This is a genomic window from Massilia sp. Root335, assembly GCF_001425685.1.
Taxonomy (GTDB): domain Bacteria; phylum Pseudomonadota; class Gammaproteobacteria; order Burkholderiales; family Burkholderiaceae_D; genus Telluria; species Telluria luteola.
The window spans coordinates 21,748-38,301 of the sequence record NZ_LMCY01000050.1 but is presented as its reverse complement, the minus strand read 5'-3'; the positions used below and the strand labels follow the sequence as shown (position 1 = coordinate 38,301).

The 16,554-nt window shown below is 67.9% G+C and carries 16 protein-coding genes, 1 other RNA gene and 1 pseudogene; 10 read left to right on the top strand and 8 right to left on the bottom strand.

Annotated features, from left to right (window positions below):
* Positions 1-12: 12 nt before the first annotated feature.
* Together glpK and rnpB are read right to left on the bottom strand one after the other, a co-directional pair.
* Positions 13-1,506, bottom strand: coding sequence for a glycerol kinase GlpK (gene glpK / locus ASC93_RS25825; RefSeq protein WP_056449588.1), 1,494 nt, complete (start codon positions 1,504-1,506; stop codon positions 13-15).
* 31 nt (positions 1,507-1,537) lie between these two features.
* An RNA gene (rnpB, locus tag ASC93_RS26085) (RNase P RNA component class A) lies at positions 1,538-1,877 on the bottom strand.
* Between the two features lie 124 nt (positions 1,878-2,001).
* Here rnpB and ASC93_RS25820 point away from each other — a divergent pair.
* Positions 2,002-3,702 carry a thiamine pyrophosphate-binding protein gene (locus tag ASC93_RS25820; RefSeq protein ID WP_056449586.1) on the top strand — a complete coding sequence of 567 codons (1,701 nt, stop codon included), beginning with the start codon at positions 2,002-2,004 and terminating at the stop codon, positions 3,700-3,702.
* Positions 3,703-3,708: 6 nt separating this feature from the next.
* On the opposite strand, the gene ASC93_RS25815 is transcribed toward ASC93_RS25820, so the two are convergent.
* Positions 3,709-4,410 (bottom strand): YjjG family noncanonical pyrimidine nucleotidase, encoded by a 702-nt coding sequence (locus ASC93_RS25815; RefSeq protein ID WP_056449584.1) that lies wholly within the window; start codon positions 4,408-4,410, stop codon positions 3,709-3,711.
* Between the two features lie 70 nt (positions 4,411-4,480).
* Entirely contained in the window at positions 4,481-4,687 is a 207-nt protein-coding gene (locus ASC93_RS25810; protein WP_157202127.1) for a hypothetical protein, read from the bottom strand.
* Positions 4,688-4,943: 256 nt separating this feature from the next.
* Here ASC93_RS25810 and ftsY point away from each other — a divergent pair, with 256 nt between their 5' ends.
* The 5 genes from ftsY to rpoH all read left to right on the top strand — a co-directional run bounded on the left by ftsY (position 4,944) and on the right by rpoH (position 9,554).
* Positions 4,944-6,119: a signal recognition particle-docking protein FtsY gene (gene ftsY / locus ASC93_RS25805; RefSeq protein WP_082548348.1), complete on the top strand. Its 1,176-nt coding sequence runs from the start codon at positions 4,944-4,946 to the stop codon at positions 6,117-6,119.
* A 7-nt stretch (positions 6,120-6,126) separates the two neighbouring features.
* Entirely contained in the window at positions 6,127-6,792 is a 666-nt protein-coding gene (locus ASC93_RS25800) for a cell division ATP-binding protein FtsE (protein ID WP_056449580.1), read from the top strand.
* Positions 6,789-7,709 (top strand): permease-like cell division protein FtsX, encoded by a 921-nt coding sequence (gene ftsX, locus ASC93_RS25795; protein WP_056449578.1) that lies wholly within the window; start codon positions 6,789-6,791, stop codon positions 7,707-7,709. Before ASC93_RS25800 ends, ftsX begins: the two co-directional genes overlap by 4 nt.
* Before the next feature lie 190 nt (positions 7,710-7,899).
* The gene (locus ASC93_RS25790) at positions 7,900-8,244 is read left to right on the top strand and encodes a hypothetical protein (RefSeq protein WP_056449575.1); all 345 of its coding nucleotides are present in this window, start codon (positions 7,900-7,902) and stop codon (positions 8,242-8,244) included.
* A 419-nt stretch (positions 8,245-8,663) separates the two neighbouring features.
* Positions 8,664-9,554 (top strand): RNA polymerase sigma factor RpoH, encoded by an 891-nt coding sequence (gene rpoH / locus ASC93_RS25785; RefSeq protein WP_056449573.1) that lies wholly within the window; start codon positions 8,664-8,666, stop codon positions 9,552-9,554.
* A gap of 6 nt (positions 9,555-9,560) precedes the next feature.
* Here rpoH and ASC93_RS25780 read toward each other — a convergent pair whose 3' ends face one another.
* Positions 9,561-10,466 (bottom strand): LysR family transcriptional regulator, encoded by a 906-nt coding sequence (locus ASC93_RS25780; protein WP_056449571.1) that lies wholly within the window; start codon positions 10,464-10,466, stop codon positions 9,561-9,563.
* A gap of 135 nt (positions 10,467-10,601) precedes the next feature.
* Between ASC93_RS25780 and ASC93_RS25775 the strand changes: the two genes are divergently transcribed.
* Positions 10,602-11,804 (top strand): YbfB/YjiJ family MFS transporter, encoded by a 1,203-nt coding sequence (locus ASC93_RS25775; protein ID WP_056449569.1) that lies wholly within the window; start codon positions 10,602-10,604, stop codon positions 11,802-11,804.
* Here the strand turns inward: ASC93_RS25775 and ASC93_RS25770 are convergent.
* From ASC93_RS25770 to ASC93_RS25760, 3 genes are read right to left on the bottom strand one after another with little or no spacing between them, the layout of a single operon-like run.
* Entirely contained in the window at positions 11,717-12,328 is a 612-nt protein-coding gene (locus ASC93_RS25770) for a nucleotidyltransferase family protein (RefSeq protein WP_056449566.1), read from the bottom strand. The two genes, ASC93_RS25775 and ASC93_RS25770, sit on opposite strands and share 88 nt — an antisense overlap.
* Positions 12,328-13,212, bottom strand: a complete 885-nt coding sequence (locus tag ASC93_RS25765; protein WP_056449564.1) for a dienelactone hydrolase family protein — start codon at positions 13,210-13,212, stop codon at positions 12,328-12,330. Before ASC93_RS25765 ends, ASC93_RS25770 begins: the two co-directional genes overlap by 1 nt.
* 47 nt (positions 13,213-13,259) lie before the next feature.
* A complete protein-coding gene (locus tag ASC93_RS25760) occupies positions 13,260-14,492 on the bottom strand; it encodes an acyltransferase family protein (protein WP_082548347.1) in 1,233 nt (410 codons plus the stop codon).
* Positions 14,493-14,628: 136 nt separating this feature from the next.
* Between ASC93_RS25760 and ASC93_RS25755 the strand changes: the two genes are divergently transcribed.
* The 3 genes and pseudogenes from ASC93_RS25755 to ASC93_RS32430 all read left to right on the top strand — a co-directional run.
* On the top strand, positions 14,629-15,225 hold the full coding sequence (locus tag ASC93_RS25755; protein WP_056449685.1) for a glutathione S-transferase: 597 nt from the start codon (positions 14,629-14,631) through the stop codon (positions 15,223-15,225).
* Positions 15,226-15,323: 98 nt separating this feature from the next.
* Complete coding sequence (locus ASC93_RS25750; RefSeq protein ID WP_056449560.1) at positions 15,324-15,719, top strand: hypothetical protein; 396 nt, start codon at positions 15,324-15,326, stop codon at positions 15,717-15,719.
* A gap of 34 nt (positions 15,720-15,753) precedes the next feature.
* A pseudogene (locus ASC93_RS32430) lies at positions 15,754-16,554 on the top strand (gamma-glutamyltransferase); the annotation flags it as partial.

Here is a 16,554-nt window from a genome sequence, read left to right as displayed (position 1 = left end):
GGCAGGGCGGCGTCAGTGCGGGTCCGGCACGGCCCACGCGCGCGCATGCGCGACCGCGCGCGACCAGCGCGCCATCATCTCGGCGCGGCGCACGGCCGGCAGCTGCGGCTCGAAGCGGCGCTCGCTCTTCCACCCGGCCGCGATCTCCTCGCGCGACGACCAGAAGCCGACCGCCAGGCCGGCCAGGCAGGCGGCGCCGAGGGCCGTCGTCTCCGTCACCTGCGGCCGCACGACGGGCACGCCCAGCAGGTCGGCCTGGAATTGCATCAGGAGGTCGTTGCGCGCGGCGCCGCCGTCCGCGCGCACCTCGTGCACGGCGCAGTCGGCGTCCTTCTGCATGGCGGCCAGCAGTTCCGCGCTCTGGTAGGCGATGGCTTCGACGGCGGCGCGCGCGATGTGGGCGGCCGTCGTCCCGCGCGTCATGCCGACGATGGTGCCGCGCGCATACGCGTCCCAGTGCGGCGCGCCGAGGCCGACGAAGGCCGGCACGAGCATCACGCCGCCGCTGTCCGGCACCGACAGGGCCAGCGCCTCGACGTCGGACGATTGCCTGATGATGCCGAGGCCGTCGCGCAGCCATTGCACGGTGGCGCCGCCCATGAACACGCTGCCTTCGAGCAGGTAGTCGGTGTGGCCGCCGATGGTCCAACCGACGGTCGCCAACAGGCGGTTATGCGATTGCGGCGGCGTGTCGCCCGCGTGCATCAGCATGAAACAACCGGTGCCATACGTGTTCTTGACCATGCCGCGCCGGTGGCAGGCCTGGCCGAACGTGGCCGCCTGCTGGTCGCCCGCGATGCCCGCGATCGGGATCGCGCGCCCGAACCAGGACGGATCGGATTCGGCCGCGATGCCGGAACTGGGCACGACTTCCGGCAGCATAGTCGCCGGCACGCCGAACAGGGACAACAGCTCCGGGTCCCAGCGCAGGCTGTTGATATTGAAGAGCATCGTGCGCGAGGCGTTGCTCGCGTCGGTGACGTGACGGCCCGTCAGTTTATAGGTCAGCCAGCTGTCGACGGTGCCGAACGCCAGTTCTCCCCGCTCCGCGCGTGCGCGTGCGCCCGGCACGTGCGTGAGCAGCCATTGCAGCTTGGTCGCGGAAAAATAGGCATCCAGTTCGAGCCCGGTCTTGCGCTGGATGAGCGGGGCCTTGCCGGCCGCGCGCAGGTCGTCGCAGATCGCGGCCGTGCGCCGGTCCTGCCAGACGATGGCGTGGCACAGCGGTTCGCCCGTATGGCGGTCCCACACGACGGTCGTCTCGCGCTGGTTGGTGATGCCGATCGCGGCGACTTCACCGGCATCGACGCCGGCATCGAGCAGCACCCGGCGCGCGCAGGCGAGCTGGCTCGTCCAGATGTCGAGCGGATCGTGCTCGACCCAGCCGGGCTGCGGAAAATGCTGCGGGTATTCCTGCTGGGCGATGCGCACGGCCTGGCCCTGGCGGTCGAACAGGATGGCGCGCGAACTGGTGGTGCCCTGGTCGAGGGCGAGGATGTAACGCATCGTCGTCGAGCTCCCCGGGGCCGTGAATCATGTGTAAAGCAGGCCGATAGGCCGGATTCTGTGTAACGCCCTTGCGGACGCTATGACAGCCATTCCTCTAGGCGCCGAATTACTCCGGCGCTCAAGCTTCCTACCCGCACGCTCCGCGAGCAACATCAACGCGTGCCTATTTGGAATTGCTCCGAGTGGAGGTTACCGCGTTTCACCGTAACTGAATACGCTCGTCTCTGTGGCCCTATTCCTCGCCTTATACCTGGCTTGCGCCCGGCTTTCGGCGGACGGCCGTTAACCGTCACCCCGCTCTGTGGAGTCCGGACCTTCCTCCCGTCCACGACCTTGCGGCGTGGACCAGCGGCTGCCTGGCCTGCTTCACGGCCGCCATTGTACTCCATGCGCCGCTGCCTTTTGTGAAAGGTCGTGTCGCTATTTGAAAAGCCAGTGCCGGTCGACTTGCATAGAATGCCCGGATTCCATCGTGATAAGGATGACCTCACCATGACGCACCCCTCCCGCAGCGGCGGCCAGATCCTGGTCGATGCGCTCCAGGTCCACGGCGTGGACACCGCCTTCGGCGTGCCCGGCGAAAGCTATCTCGACGTGCTGGACGCGCTGCACGATTCGAACATCCGTTTCGTCATCAACCGCCAGGAAGGCGGCGCGGCGTTCATGGCAGAGGCCTACGGCAAACTCACCGGCAAGCCCGGCATCTGCTTCGTCACGCGCGGCCCCGGCGCGACCAATGCCTCCATCGGCGTGCACACGGCGTACCAGGATTCCACGCCGATGATCCTGTTCATCGGCCAGGTCGGCACCGACTTCATGGACCGCGAAGCGTTCCAGGAAATCGACTACCGCCGCATGTACGGCCAGATGGCGAAGTGGGTTGCGCAGATCGACCGCGCCGAGCGCATCCCCGAATACATGGCGCGCGCGTTCCAGGTCGCGACCAGCGGCCGCCCCGGCCCCGTCGTCCTCGCGCTGCCGGAAGACATGCTCGTGGCGCGCGCGGAAGTGGCGGACACGCGCCGCTACCAGCCCACACAGGGCGCGCCGTCGGCCGGCCAGATCGCGACATTGCGCACGATGCTGGCCGGCGCGAAAAAGCCGCTGCTGCTGCTGGGCGGCGGCACGTGGACCGACGCGGCGTGCGCCGACGTACGCAAATTCGCCGAAGCGAACGCGCTGCCCGTCGCCTGCGCGTTCCGCTTCCAGGACCTGCTGGACAACGAGCATCCGCACTACGTGGGCGACGTCGGCATCGGCATCAATCCGAAGCTGGCCGCGCGCGTGAAGGACGCCGACGTGTTGATCGCGTTCGGTCCGCGCCTGGGCGAGATGACGACGAGTGGATATTCTCTGCTGGCGTCGCCCGTGCCGCGCCAGCGCCTCGTGCACATCCATCCGGACCCGGAAGAACTGGGCAGCGTGTACCAGGCCGAGCTGATGATCGCCGCCGGTGCCCCGCAGGCGGCCGGCATGCTGGCCGCGATGGAACCGGTCGACGCCGCCGCCTGGCGCCACACGGTCGAGGAAGCGAAGGCCGAGCTGCGCGCATGGCAGGAACGCCCCGCCATCTTCAAGGACGGCAGCGCGCCGCTGGACCTGTGGCAGATGGTGCAGGACCTGCAGGCGGCCCTGCCGCGCGACACGATCATCACGAACGGCGCCGGCAACTACGCGACGTGGGCGCACCGTTTCTGGCGCTACGGCGCGATGCGCACCCAGCTGGCCCCGACGAGCGGCGCGATGGGTTATGCGGTGCCGTCCGGCGTCGCGGCCAAGATCGTGCGGCCGGAGCGCACGGTCGTCGCCTTCGCGGGCGACGGCGAGTTCATGATGACGGGCCAGGAACTGGCGACGGCCGTGCAGTACGGCGCCGGCGTCATCTTCCTCGTGTTCAACAACAATATGTTCGGCACCATCCGCATGCACCAGGAGCGCGAGTATCCGGGCCGCGTGTCGGGCACGCAGCTGCACAATCCGGATTTCGCGGCGCTGGCCAACGCGTACGGCGGCCACGGCGAAGCGGTCGCGACGACGGCCGAATTCGGGCCGGCCCTGGCGCGCGCCATCGAGTTCACGCGGACCCGCAAGCTGCCGGCGCTGATCGAGCTGCGCTACGACGGCAACCTGATCACGCCGGGCGCCACGCTGGATACGATCCGCCGCAACGCGCAGGCCGCGAAGGCCGGCTGACCTTTCTCAGGCGATCGCCAGGGCGCGCAGGGCCGGGACGACGTCGTGCAGGCGCGCCACTTCGAAGGTGGGCAGCGCCTGCGTGTCGTTGGCGAGACCGCCGGGATTGAACCAGCAGCTTTCGATGCCGAAGCGGTTGGCGCCGAGGATGTCGGCATCGAGGCGGTCGCCGACGATGACCGTCTCCGCATGAGAAAACGCGCGCGCCATCCTGACCGTGTAGTCGAAGAAGCGGCTGTCCGGCTTGGCGTGGCCGCACGCTTCCGACGTGGCGACGAACGACACGTGGTCGCGCAGTCCCGAGCTGGCGATGCGCCGGTGCTGGATGTGCTCGACGCCGTTCGTGATGATGCCCACTTCGCCGATGCCGGCCAGGGTTGCGCACAGTTCGCGCGCGCCGTCGATGAGCACGACGGTATCCGACAGCGATTCCAGGTACAGGCTGCTGGCCGCTTCCGGGTCGAGGTCGAGGCCGGTTTCCTGGAACGTCTTGCGGAACCGTTCAACCTTCAGGAAGTCCTTGGCGACGGCGCCCGTCTCGAAACTTTTCCAGAGCGCCATATTGATGGCCTGGTAGCGGGCGAACAGCCCGTCCGGGAGGGCGTGCAGGCCCAGCGCACGCAGCGTGCGGTCGAACGACAGTTGTTCGGACGCCTTGAAATCGAGCAGGGTGTCGTCGAGGTCGAAAAGAAATAGTCTGTGTTTCATCGTGCGGGACGGTGCGCGCGGCGGTCGCCGGCGCCACCGGAACGGCAAAGGTAGAGCGACAGGATACCAGTTACATGCCGAGGCTGCCGTCGAGGCCCAGCTCGGCGGGCCACGGCACGGGCGCGTCGAAGACGCTGGCCGGACTGGAAGGGTGAGTGAGGAACATGGCGACGAGGGCGATGAAGAGCCAGACGACGACGTTGCGCAGCGACGGCGCCGAGCTGCCCACCACGTGATCGCCGGCGATGAGCCTCTTGAGAAACTTGGAAACGTTCACGATCGTCCCTTGGTGACGCGTGTTTTCATGGATGTTCACAATCTACACCGCTTGCGCGCTCATTTCCAGCACGGTGATTGGATTGACATTGTTAAGCGGTATTCTAGCCACAATATGGTAGAGCTGATGCACATCAAACAATCGTGCAGCGGACGGAAAGGATTGCTTTCCGGTTACCCAGCAGGGAGAACCGGGCCCGCTCTGGTAGAATACGCGCGACTCGTTCCGGCAAATCCGCCGCCCTCCCGAATACACAATGTTTAGTTTCTTCAAAAAGAAAAAACCTGAAGCTGAGACGCCGGCTGCGGTCGAACCCGCGGTGCCCGCTTCTCCGGTCGCCGCCGCGCAACCCGAAGCGCCGGCCGAGCAGCCGGGCTTCCTGCGCCGCCTGTTCGGTGGCGACGACATGCCGGCCGCGCCCGACGTGGCCGCGCCCGGCATCGCGGCGCCCGCCCCGCCGGAAACCGCCCCGTCCGCCTACGAAGGCCAGTTGTTCCCCGAAACGGCCGAGCGCCCGGTCAGCGAAGCGGAAGCGAAGCGTTCCTGGATGTCGCGCCTGAAAGCCGGCCTGGCCAAGACGTCGAGCAATCTGTCGCTGCTGTTCGTCGGCGCGCGCATCGACGAAGACCTGTACGAGGAACTCGAATCCGCGCTGCTGATGTCGGACGCCGGTATGGACGCCACGCAATTCTTGCTGGACAACCTGCGGCGCAAGGTCAAGGAAGATAAATTGCTGGACGCGGCCGCCGTCAAGGTGGCGCTGAAGGCGCTGCTGGTCGACCTGCTGCGTCCGCTGGAAAAGCCGCTCGAACTGGGCCGCCACGAGCCGCTCGTGATGATGATCGCGGGCGTCAACGGCGCCGGCAAGACGACGACCATCGGCAAGCTGGCCAAGCACATGCAGCACCACGAACAATCGGTCCTGCTGGCCGCCGGCGACACGTTCCGCGCCGCCGCGCGCGAGCAGCTGATGGTCTGGGGCCAGAGAAACAACGTCACCGTGATCTCGCAGCAGTCGGGCGACCCGGCCGCCGTCGCGTTCGACGCCGTCCAGTCGGGCAAGGCGCGCGGCGTGGACGTCGTCATGGTCGACACGGCCGGCCGCCTGCCCACGCAGCTGCACCTGATGGAAGAGCTCAAGAAGATCAAGCGCGTGATCGGCAAGGGGATGATCGAGGCGCCGCACGAGATCCTGCTCGTCATCGACGGCAACACGGGCCAGAACGCGCTCGCGCAGGTCAAGGCGTTCGACGACGCGCTGCAGCTGACCGGCCTCGTGATCACGAAGCTGGACGGCACGGCCAAGGGCGGCATCCTGGCGGCCATCGCACGCACCCGTCCGGTGCCGGTGTACTTCATCGGCGTGGGCGAGAAGCTGGAGGACCTGCAACCCTTCAGCGCCGACGAATTCGCCGAGGCGCTGCTGGGATAAACGCACGATGATCGAATTCCAGTCCGTCTCCAAGAAGTACTCGGATTCCGCCAACACGCTCGCGCTCGCCGACGTGTCGCTGAACATCGCCAAGGGCGAGCTGGTGTACCTGGCCGGCCCGTCCGGCGCCGGCAAGTCCACCCTGATGAAAATGGTCGCCGCCATCGAGCGCCCGTCGTCCGGCCGCGTGATCGTGAACGGGCAGGACGTCGGCCGCATCCGCCGGGCCGGCATCCCCTTCCTGCGCCGCAACCTCGGCCTGATCTTCCAGAACCAGCGCCTGCTGAACGACCGCCACCTGCTGGCCAACGTGATGCTGCCGCTGATCGTCACCGGCGCGACCCGCACCCAGGCCGAGCAGCGCGCCCGCGCGGCGCTGGACAAGGTCGGCCTGCTCGAACGCGCGCTGGCGCTGCCGATGGAATTGTCGGGCGGCGAACAGCAGCGCGTGGCGATCGCGCGCGCCATCGTCAACCGCCCGCAGATCATCCTGGCCGACGAACCGACGGCGAACCTGGACCGCGCCGCGGCCGACAAGGTCATCGGCGCGCTGCATGCCTTCCACTCGGTCGGCGTGACCTGCGTCATCTCCACCCATGACGACGACATCCTGGACAGCGCCGCGCGCGTGATCCGCCTCGAACACGGCCATGTGACGGGAGGTGGCGCATGAACATCTGGTTCCGCCAGCACCGCTTCGCCCTCGGCGCCGCGCTGTCGCACGTGCGCAAGGCGCCGGGCAGCTTCCTGTTCAACGTGCTCGTCGTCGCCGTCGCGCTCGCGCTGCCCTTCGCCGGCGTGACCCTGCTCGACAACGTCCGGCCCCTGTCGGAAGAACTGTCCGTCGATCCGGAAGTCAGCCTGTTCCTCAAGGCCGACACGCCGCGCGACCAGGCCCAGGCACTGGCGCCGCAACTGCAGCAGATCCTGCGCGGCACGCACGCGAAGGTCAGCTTCGTGCCGCGCGAGCAGGCGCTGGCCAGCCTCAAGGACAAGAGCGGACTCACCGACGTCATCGAGACACTGGGCGACAACCCCCTGCCCGACAGCTACGTGATGCGCCTCGAAGGCTTTACCAGCCGCGCCGACGCCGCGCGCGTGGACGGCCTGGCCGACCAGATGCGCGCCCTGCCGGGCGTCGATGCCGTGCAGGTCGACTCGGCCTGGGTCAAGCGCCTGGCCGCGCTGCTGGGCGTGCTGCGCCTGGCGCTGCTGCTGCTCGCGATCACGCTGGGCGTCGTCGTGATCGCCGTCGTGTTCAACACGATCCGGCTGCAGGTGCTGACCCAGCGCGAAGAAATCGCCGTGTCGAAACTGTTGGGCGCGACCGACAACTTCATCCACCGCCCGTTCTACTACACGGGCGCCCTGCTGGGCCTGTGCGCGGGCGCCGTGGCGCTGGGGGCGGTGGCGCTGGCGCTGCGTCCGCTGAACACGGCCATCGCCGAGTTCGCCCGACTGTACGCGTCGGAATTCCAGCTGTCCCCGCTGCCGCCGCTGGCCATGGCGGCGCTGCTGGCGATCAGTGCCGGACTCGGGCTCGTGGGCGCCATGTTGTCGGTGCAAAGGCATCTGGCGCGGTTGCGCTGACGCACCAGGAGGCTCTGGAAAAAAACAAACCCGCCACGAGGACGGGTTTGTTTCGAATCCGGGTGGTCCCGCAGAACGGGACCAAAAACTGACCTGGCGTCATCACCGGTATGGAGGCTGGGAGAGGACAAATTCAGGGCTGCACCCGCAGTATATCATCGTGAGCAGGCGTGATCAAAAATGATGCGCGATGGACTGGACCGACCTCGAAAAACACTTCTCTGCGGCGCGGCTGCGACGTTATCTTGCCTCGTGCAATGGCGACGAAGCCAGGGCAGCAACAGCATATGTCAACAACATGCTGCTGGCAGAGGCGATGATGCCGATGCTGAATGTACTTGAGGTCGCCCTGAAAAACGGGACTCACCGGTGCCTGACAACCCAACCCTCATCGAACTACACGATAAAGGTGTTGAGGTTATCGGCTGGCTGGACCCGAAACTTCCTCCATGGCTGGGCAGTCATGACCGTCTTCCCGCAACGTGGGCTGCCGCTCAGCCAATTTAATTCGGCCTGTATCGCCGCCGTCCCGTGAACCCGTCCGCTGCTGGCCAGTCTAATCCGGCAGCGGACGCGAGGCATCCACCTACAGCGCAACGTGCGCCAACCAACAGAAGGCGCATCACGGGTCGCCTAACCTGTCTTCTACCGATTTCAATCGAAATGAGCGCGGTGCTTGACGTGCATCATTTAAAACGCTCGTACCCTGCTCTACAGTTGAGTCGACCGAGTTTTTCGATTCCTGCGGGCAATACTTTAATGAAACTTAAACACATCTTCAGGGATATGGTGGCGCCTAGCACTCACCTCAAGAGAGTGCTAATATAACGTCAGACTATCGCGGGAAATGGTTTTGATAGCACCGTCAGCATCCCGACGCAAGCCAGCCAGTGGTGCCTCCGGGGCCCTGGAGATGGCGAGACGATGCAGCAGCTTAAATCAGAGGGAGTGACTATGTCCGCACAATCCGCATTGGTCCCGGCCGGCAGTCGTACTCTGGGACTGGGTTTCAGTGGCAATCTCGGTAATATCGACGCCTATATCTCGGCAGTGAACCGCCTGCCGATGCTGACCCACGAGGAAGAAGTTTCGCTGGCAACACGGCTGCAGGAAAAGAATGACCTCGACGCCGCACAGAAACTGGTGATGTCGCACCTGCGCCTGGTCGTGTCGATCGCGCGCGGCTACCTGGGCTATGGCCTGCCGCACGCCGACCTGATCCAGGAAGGCAATATCGGCCTGATGAAGGCCGTCAAACGTTTCGACCCGAACCAGGGTGTGCGCCTCGTGTCCTATGCGATGCACTGGATCAAGGCCGAGATGCACGAATACATCCTGAAGAACTGGCGTCTGGTCAAGGTTGCAACGACCAAGGCACAGCGCAAGCTGTTCTTCAACCTGCGCAGCAACAAGCAAGGTCTCGACGCCATGTCGCCGCAGCAAGTCGACGACCTGGCCAAGATGCTGGACGTCAAGCGCGAAGAAGTGATCGAGATGGAAACGCGCCTGTCCGGCCGCGACATCGCGCTGGAAGCGCCGACCGACGACGAAGACGACAAGTTCTCGCCGATCGCCTACCTGTCCTCGGACCAGCAGGAACCGACCAAGGTCCTGGAAGGCGAGGAAAAAGTGCGCCTGCAGTCGGAAGGCCTGGAAACGGCCCTCGGCAAGCTGGACCCGCGTTCGCGCCGCATCGTGGAAGCGCGCTGGCTGGCCAACGACGACGGCTCGGGCGCCACGCTGCACACGCTGGCCGAGGAATTCGGCGTGTCGGCCGAGCGCATCCGCCAGATCGAATCGGCGGCGCTGAAAAAGATGAAAACGGCGCTGGCGGCTTACGTGTAAGCCATCTCAGCCAACGACAAGGGCACCTTCGGGTGCCTTTTGTTTTTTCGGCAGCGCATGCGCCCGCGCGAGGAAGGCCGTGAGCGCGCTCGACACGTAGGCGTCGCGGCGACGGACGAACAGGGTTTCGACGTCGGACAGCTCGGGCGCCAGCGAATGGAGGATGACGCCGCCGTCAGCCGCCGCAAGCGCCGCCACGGCGCGCGGCAGCAGGGTGATGCCGACGTCGGCCGCGACGCAGGCCAGGATCGCGTCCAGCGAGCCGAATTCCAGCGGCCGGGACGCCACGATGCCCAGCGACGCGAGCAGCGTGTCCAGCCGCTGGCGGTACGAACAGCCGCTGCGGAATACGATCGTGCGCAGGTCCGGCCGCCGGGCCAGCGCCTGCGGCGAGGCGACAGCCGGGCTCGTCACAAGGACCAGTTCTTCGCTGAACACGGGCTCCGTCAGCAGGTCGGGATGGTCCGCCGGCCCGGCCACGAACGCGCCGTCGAGGCGGCCGGCAAGCACGTCGTCGATCAGCGCCGCGCTCGTGCCGCCGTGCACCGCCAGGCGCACTTGCGGATGCGCGCGCGCAAAGCCGGCCAGGACGGGCGCCAGCCGCAGGGCCATCGTCGTTTCCACCGACCCGAGTTCCAGGCTGCCCGCCGGTTCGCCGTCGTCGCGCGCGGCCATTTTGACGTCCACCATCAGCTTGGCGATACGGCCGACGAGCGGCAGCATGCGCTGTCCGGCCGGCGTCGTCGACACGCCGCGCGCATGGCGCTGGAACAGTGCGACGCCCAGCTCGTGCTCCAGCGCGCGGATGCGTGCCGTCACGTTCGACTGCACGGTGTTCAGCTCGGCCGCGGCCCGGTTCATGCTGCCGTGGCGGGCGACGGTCTCGAAGGTTTTCAGGTCGGCCAGTTCCATGATCGGTTCCTCGTCAAGCGATGACTGAGCCTAGCACATATCTCGATTTCAGATAACGGCTATCCGAAACTTTCGCTTCTACGGATAGCTTGCGTGGCCTAAGCTAAGTCATCTCCCTGCTTGACGCGTCCCATCATGAACACGATCCCGCTCCCTGCCCGGTCCGGCGAACATGCCCGTCCCGTCCGCGCCTGGCATGCCGCGCTGGCCGGCTTTTCCGCCAGCCTCGTCGGCATCGGCCTCGCCCGCTTCGCGTACACGCCGCTGCTGCCGGCGCTGGTCGCCGCGCACTGGTTTTCGCCGGCGCTGGCGGCCTACCTGGGCGCCGCCAACCTGGCCGGCTACCTGGCCGGCGCCCTGCTGGGCCGGCCGATCGCGGCCCGGCTCTCGCCCGTGGCGACGCTGCGCTCGATGATGCTGCTGACCGGTCTCTCGCTGCTCGCCTGCGCGTGGCCGGCGGGCGCGCCGTGGTTCTTCGTGTGGCGCTTCCTGTCCGGCCTGGCCGGCGGCGCGCTGATGGTGTTGGCGGCCCCGACCGTGCTGCCGCATGTGCCGGCGCAGCGGCGCGGGATGGTCGGCGGCATCATCTTCATGGGTGTCGGCCTCGGCATCGTCGCATCGGGCACGCTGCTGCCGATGCTCCTGCAACTGGGCCTGCGCGCCGCCTGGCTCGGGCTCGGCGTACTGGCCCTGCTGCTGACGGCGCTGGCCTGGGGCGGCTGGCCGCATGTGGCTCCCGCCGCGCCCGCGACCGCAACCCCGGCCTCCACACCGGCCGGTACCCTGCGCGCGCTGTACGCGTGCTATGCGCTGAACGCGGTCGGCTGGGTGCCGCACATGCTGTTCCTCGTCGACTTCATCGCCCGCGGCCTTGGCCTGGGCCTGCGCACGGGCGCCGCTTACTGGGTGCTGTTCGGCATCGGCGCCAGCGTGGGGCCGATCGCCGTCGGCGACGTCGCCGACCGCATCGGCTTCGGCCGTACGCTGCGCCTCGCACTGGTGCTGCAGGCCGCCGGCGTCGTGCTGCCCGCGCTCGCGACGACGACCGCGGCCCTGGCGGCATCGAGCCTGATCGTGGGCGCCTTCGTCACCGGCACCGTGCCGCTCGTGCTGGGTCGCCTCCACGAACTGCTGCCCGGCCAGCCGCAACGGCAGGGCCAGGCGTGGCGCACGGCCACGGCGGCCTTCGCCGTCTGCCAGGCATTGGCCGCGTGGGGTTTCTCGTTCCTGTTCGGGCACAACGGCGGCGACTACGGCCCGTTGTTCCTCATCGGGACAGGCGCCATCGGACTGTCGCTTGCCATCGATGTGATGTCGATCCGCAAGCCCGGCCAGTGACGCGCCCAGTGCTTGGCACGGACGCGCTCCAGATACACGCCATGCTTCTCCGCGACGAACCGCCGGGTCGGCCGGACGACCAGTCCGAACAGATCGTCCAGCCCGAACGGCGCGGCCACGTCGATATCGCCTCGTGGCCCCAGCCGGACGCCGACGGCCGTCGCCGTCTCCGGCCAGAAGCGCATCGCGTCGAGGGCGGAGCGATACGGCGCATCGCCGTTACGCACGTGCATGCGCGCCTGGTTCTTGACGGACCATGCGAGCGTATCGTCCCGCTTCCGCAACGCGGCCTCCAGATCGGCATCGCGCCGTGCAGCGCACGCGTCGGGCGCGAACCAGATCACGTCGATATCCTGCGGCAGCGGCGACGTCGCGCGCCTGTGCAAGTGGTCCCACACGCGGTTGCGCACGAACCCGGCGGCGACCCAGCAATCGGGAAGGCCGAGGTCGCGCACGGCGCAAAGCACCTGCATGCGCCGCTCGTCGGACGCGATCAGCGCCCGCAGTTCGGCCAACCGGTCCATTACGCCAGCTTCGCCTTGAAGAATGCCATCGTCCGGCCCCACGCCAGGCTGGCCGCCGCCGCGTCGTAGCGCGGCGTCGTATCGTTGTTGAAGCCGTGTTCCACGCCCGGGTACACGAAGTGCTGGTAATCGACGTGGTTCGCCTTCAGCGCGGCCTCGTAGGCGGGCCAGCCGGCCAGGATGCGTTCGTCACGGCCGGCGTCGTGGATCAGCAGCGGCGCGCGGATGTGGGCGACATCAACAGCCGGCGGCTGCATGCCGTAGAACGGCACGACGGCGGCCAGGTCCGGCAGCTGCGTGGCCAGATAGTTGGCGATGCCGCCGCCGTAGCAGAAGCCCACCACGCCGACCTTGCCCGTCCCCTGCGGCAGCGCCGCCAGCGCGCGGGCGGCGGCGAGGAAGTCGGCGCGCGTCTTCGCCTGGTCCAGCCTGGGGAACAGTTCGCGCGCCTTGTCCTCGTCGCCCGGATAGCCGCCCAGCGGATACAGCGCGTCCGGCGCGTAGGCGATATATCCCTCGAGCGCGATGCGGCGCGCGATGTCCTCGATGTGCGGGTTCAGGCCGCGGTTCTCGTGCACGACGAGGACCGTCGGCAGCCTGCCCTTGATGTGCGCGGGCTCGGCGAGATAGCCGTGCACCTTGCCGTAGCCCTGCGGCGACGAGAAGTCCAGGTAGCTGGTCTTCAGGCGCGCATCGAGCGGGGCGACGAGCGGCGCGGCGAACGACGGCGACAGCTGCGCCAGCAACGTGGCGGCCGTCGTGCCGCCGGCGGCATAGCGGCCCGCGCGCGACAGAAAATCGCGGCGCGACACGCGGCCGTGCACATAGCCATCGAACAGCTGCAATACCTCGGGGTCGAAATCCGCTGCGGTCAAACGTGTCATCACCTTCCTCCGGTCCGGTTGAATGACCGCCAGCATACGCCGGTTTTTCAGATCCGGATGACGATGCGCCGCTTGTACAGCTGCCACAGCCCCGCGCCCAGCACGAGCAACAGCAAGGCCGAATAGGCGGCCGACGCGACCCGCGCCTGCGGGATCGCGCGCGCCAGTAGCCCCGCCAGCAGATCGTGCCCGCTGCCCGCGCTGCCCAGCGGCAGTTGCAGCAGCGTGTCGAGCAGCGTGATGCCGACGAAGGCCAGCGTCGCGTTGGTGCCGAATGCCAGCACCGGCCGGGCCCACGCGGGCGCCGCGCGGCCGGGCGGCACGAGGCGCATCAGGGCGAGCAAGGCCAGCAGCGTGAAGCCGCCGGACAGCAGGGCAAAGCTGGGCGTCCACAGCTTCTTGACGACGGGGACGAGCGGATCGAGCAGGAAGCCGGCCAGCAGACAGGCCACGCCGGCGACGGCGAGGACCGTCAGGGTGGCGCGCCTGTGCGAGCGCATGAGCAGCACGGACGCCGTCGCGCCGAACAGCACGTTGACGAGCGCGCCCAGCGTGGCCACGAGCCCTTCCGGATCGTACGTGACGATATCGCCCGTCGTGCCCCACGGCCACAGGTGCGGCACGCCGAACACGGCGCGGTCGACGACGGCCGGCAGCGAATGCGCCGAATCGAAGCACGCGCGGCCGCAGCCGGGCGCATCCCACGCGAGCAGCAGCCACGCATAGCCCACCAGCAGCGCGCCGGTCGCCGCGACCAGCGCGGTCACGGCGATGCCGTCGCGGCGCAGCGCCAGCGCGCAGCCCGTGCCCACGATGGCATAGCACAGGCCGATGCGCTGCAGGATGCCGGGCAGGCGGACGTGGGCGAAGTCGAATCCGGGCAGCAGGTTCAGGACGACGCCGAGCACGACGAGCGCGGCGGCGCGGCGCAGCACGTGGCCCACGAGGGCCGTTCTACCCCGGTCCGCGCGCCGCCGCAGCGCGTACGGCAGCGCGGCGCCCGCGCAGAACAGGAAGGCCGGGAAGATCATGTCGGCGATGGCGAAGCCGCGCCAGTCGGCGTGCGTCAGGAACGTGAAGCGGTGCTCCCAATCGCCCGCGTACGCGACCATCACCATGCCCATCACGGCCAGGCCGCGCAGCAGGTCGATGGCGAGCACGCGCGGCGCGCGCGTGCCGGCATCCTCGTCCGGCCGCGCCGTCACGGCCTGCCGCGAGACGCCTGCCGCGACGCCGGAATCGAAACGAATCGGGTCGCCCATCGCGCCCCCCTTATTCATGAAAACGATTTCAAATATCCACCGGCGATGGCGCCGCCGTCAAGTCAAGTTGCATAACGAGCAGCATTGGCCCAAAGGCAATAGAATGAAAGACCACCGCAACCGCAACTGCAACTGCAACTATCAGGAGGTCCCCATGCAACTCATCGGCATGCTCGATTCGCCGTTTGTCCGCCGCGTCGCCATTTCGTTCGACCTGCTCGACGTCCCGTTCGAACACAAGGCGCTCTCGGTGTTCCGCAACTTCGACGAATTCGCCGCGATCAATCCGACGGTCAAGGCGCCGACGCTCGTCCTGGACGACGGTTCGTTCCTGATCGATTCCACCCTGATGCTCGAGTACGCCGAGGCGCTGACGGGCCGCTCCCTGCTGCCGCCCGCCCCGGCCGCGCGCGCACAGGCCCTGCGCGCCATCGGCCCGGCGCTGGCCGCGTGCGAGAAGACGGCGCAGATCGTCTACGAGCACACGCTGCGCCCGGCGGAAAAGCTGCACCAGCCGTGGCTCGACCGCGTGCAGGAACAATTGCTCGCCGCATTGAGGCTGCTGGAGGCCGAAGCGGACGCGTTCGACGTCGCCGCCCTCGACCAGGCCGCCATCACGGCCGCCATCACGTGGTCGTTCGTCCGGTTGATGGTGCCGCAGATCGTCGCGAGCGCCGACTTCCCCCGCCTGGCCGCCTGGGCCGCGCGCGCGGAAGCGCTGCCCGTGTTCCTGCGCTATCCGATCGACTGAACGGCGCGTGGCGGGAACGTCCGCCGGCCGAGGCCGAATTGCGCCGGCCCCGACTGGCGATTTTGCTATGATTGGCCAAACGTACACAAGGACGCTCCATGACGCTGCCGCGCCCGTTCGCCATGTTGCTGATGACTATCCTGGCCGGGTGCGCCGCCGCGCCGCTGCACGAGGGCGTGTATCCGCTCCGGCCCGAGCAGCGCGTCGAACTGGCGCGCGGCCTCGTCCTCACGTACGACAGCTACAGCGACAGCCGCTGCCCCGCGAACACGCGCTGCATCTGGGCCGGACGGCTGATCTTCCGCTTCCTCCTCGACGGCCCTGACGGCATCGAAGAATTCACGCTCGGCCCCGACCAGCCGACGGCCGCGCCGGCGGCGCTGCACGGCGCCCGCATCGTCCTCGACACCTCCGCGATCCCGCCCGCGCGCGCGGCCGGCACGATGCGTCCCGGCGACGTCATTCCCGTCACGCTCAAGGTCAGCACGAAATGAGCACGGCCACGATCACCCACTCCCTGCGCCAGCCATGACCCACTCAGTCAAAACCCTCGCCTGCGCTCTGACCCTCTCCATCGTCCTGGCACCGCCGCTCGCGCTCGCCAAGACCCCGGTCGCCACGGGCACCGGCGGCGCCGTCGCCACGATCAGCGAAAAGGCGTCGGCGGCCGCGCTCGCCATCCTCAACCAGGGCGGCAACGCCGTCGACGCCGCGGTCGCGGCAGCCGCCACGCTGGGCGTCACCGATCCGTTCAGCTGCGGCATCGGCGGCGGCGGCTTCATGGTCGTGTACCTCGCCAAGGACAAGCGCGTGATCACGATCGACCACCGCGAAACGGCGCCCGCGTCGTTCAGCCCCGCCGTCTTCCAGGACAACGGCAGGCCGATCGATTTCGACACGGCCGTCGCCAGCGGCGCGTCCGTCGGCGTGCCGGGCACCGTGCGCGGCTGGCACGAGGCGCTGGAGCGCTACGGCACCATGACGTTCAAGCAGGTGCTGGCGCCCGCGATCCAGGTCGCGACAAAGGGCTTCCCCGTCAACGAGACGCTGCACGGGCTGATGGTCGAAAACGAGAAAAAATTCGGCATGTTCAGCACGACGAGCCGGCTGTACCTGAAAGACGGCAAGGCGCTGCCGACCGGGACGATCGTCAAGAATCCCGACCTCGCCAAGGCGTATCGGGAACTGGCCGCGAAAGGGTATAAAACGTTTTACGAAGGTCCGCTGGCGCGCGCCGTCGCCGCCGCCGTCAACCGGCCGCCCGTCACGGCCGGCAGCCAGGTCCGGCCCGGCACGATGAGCCTCGCGGACCTCGCGAACTACGAGGTA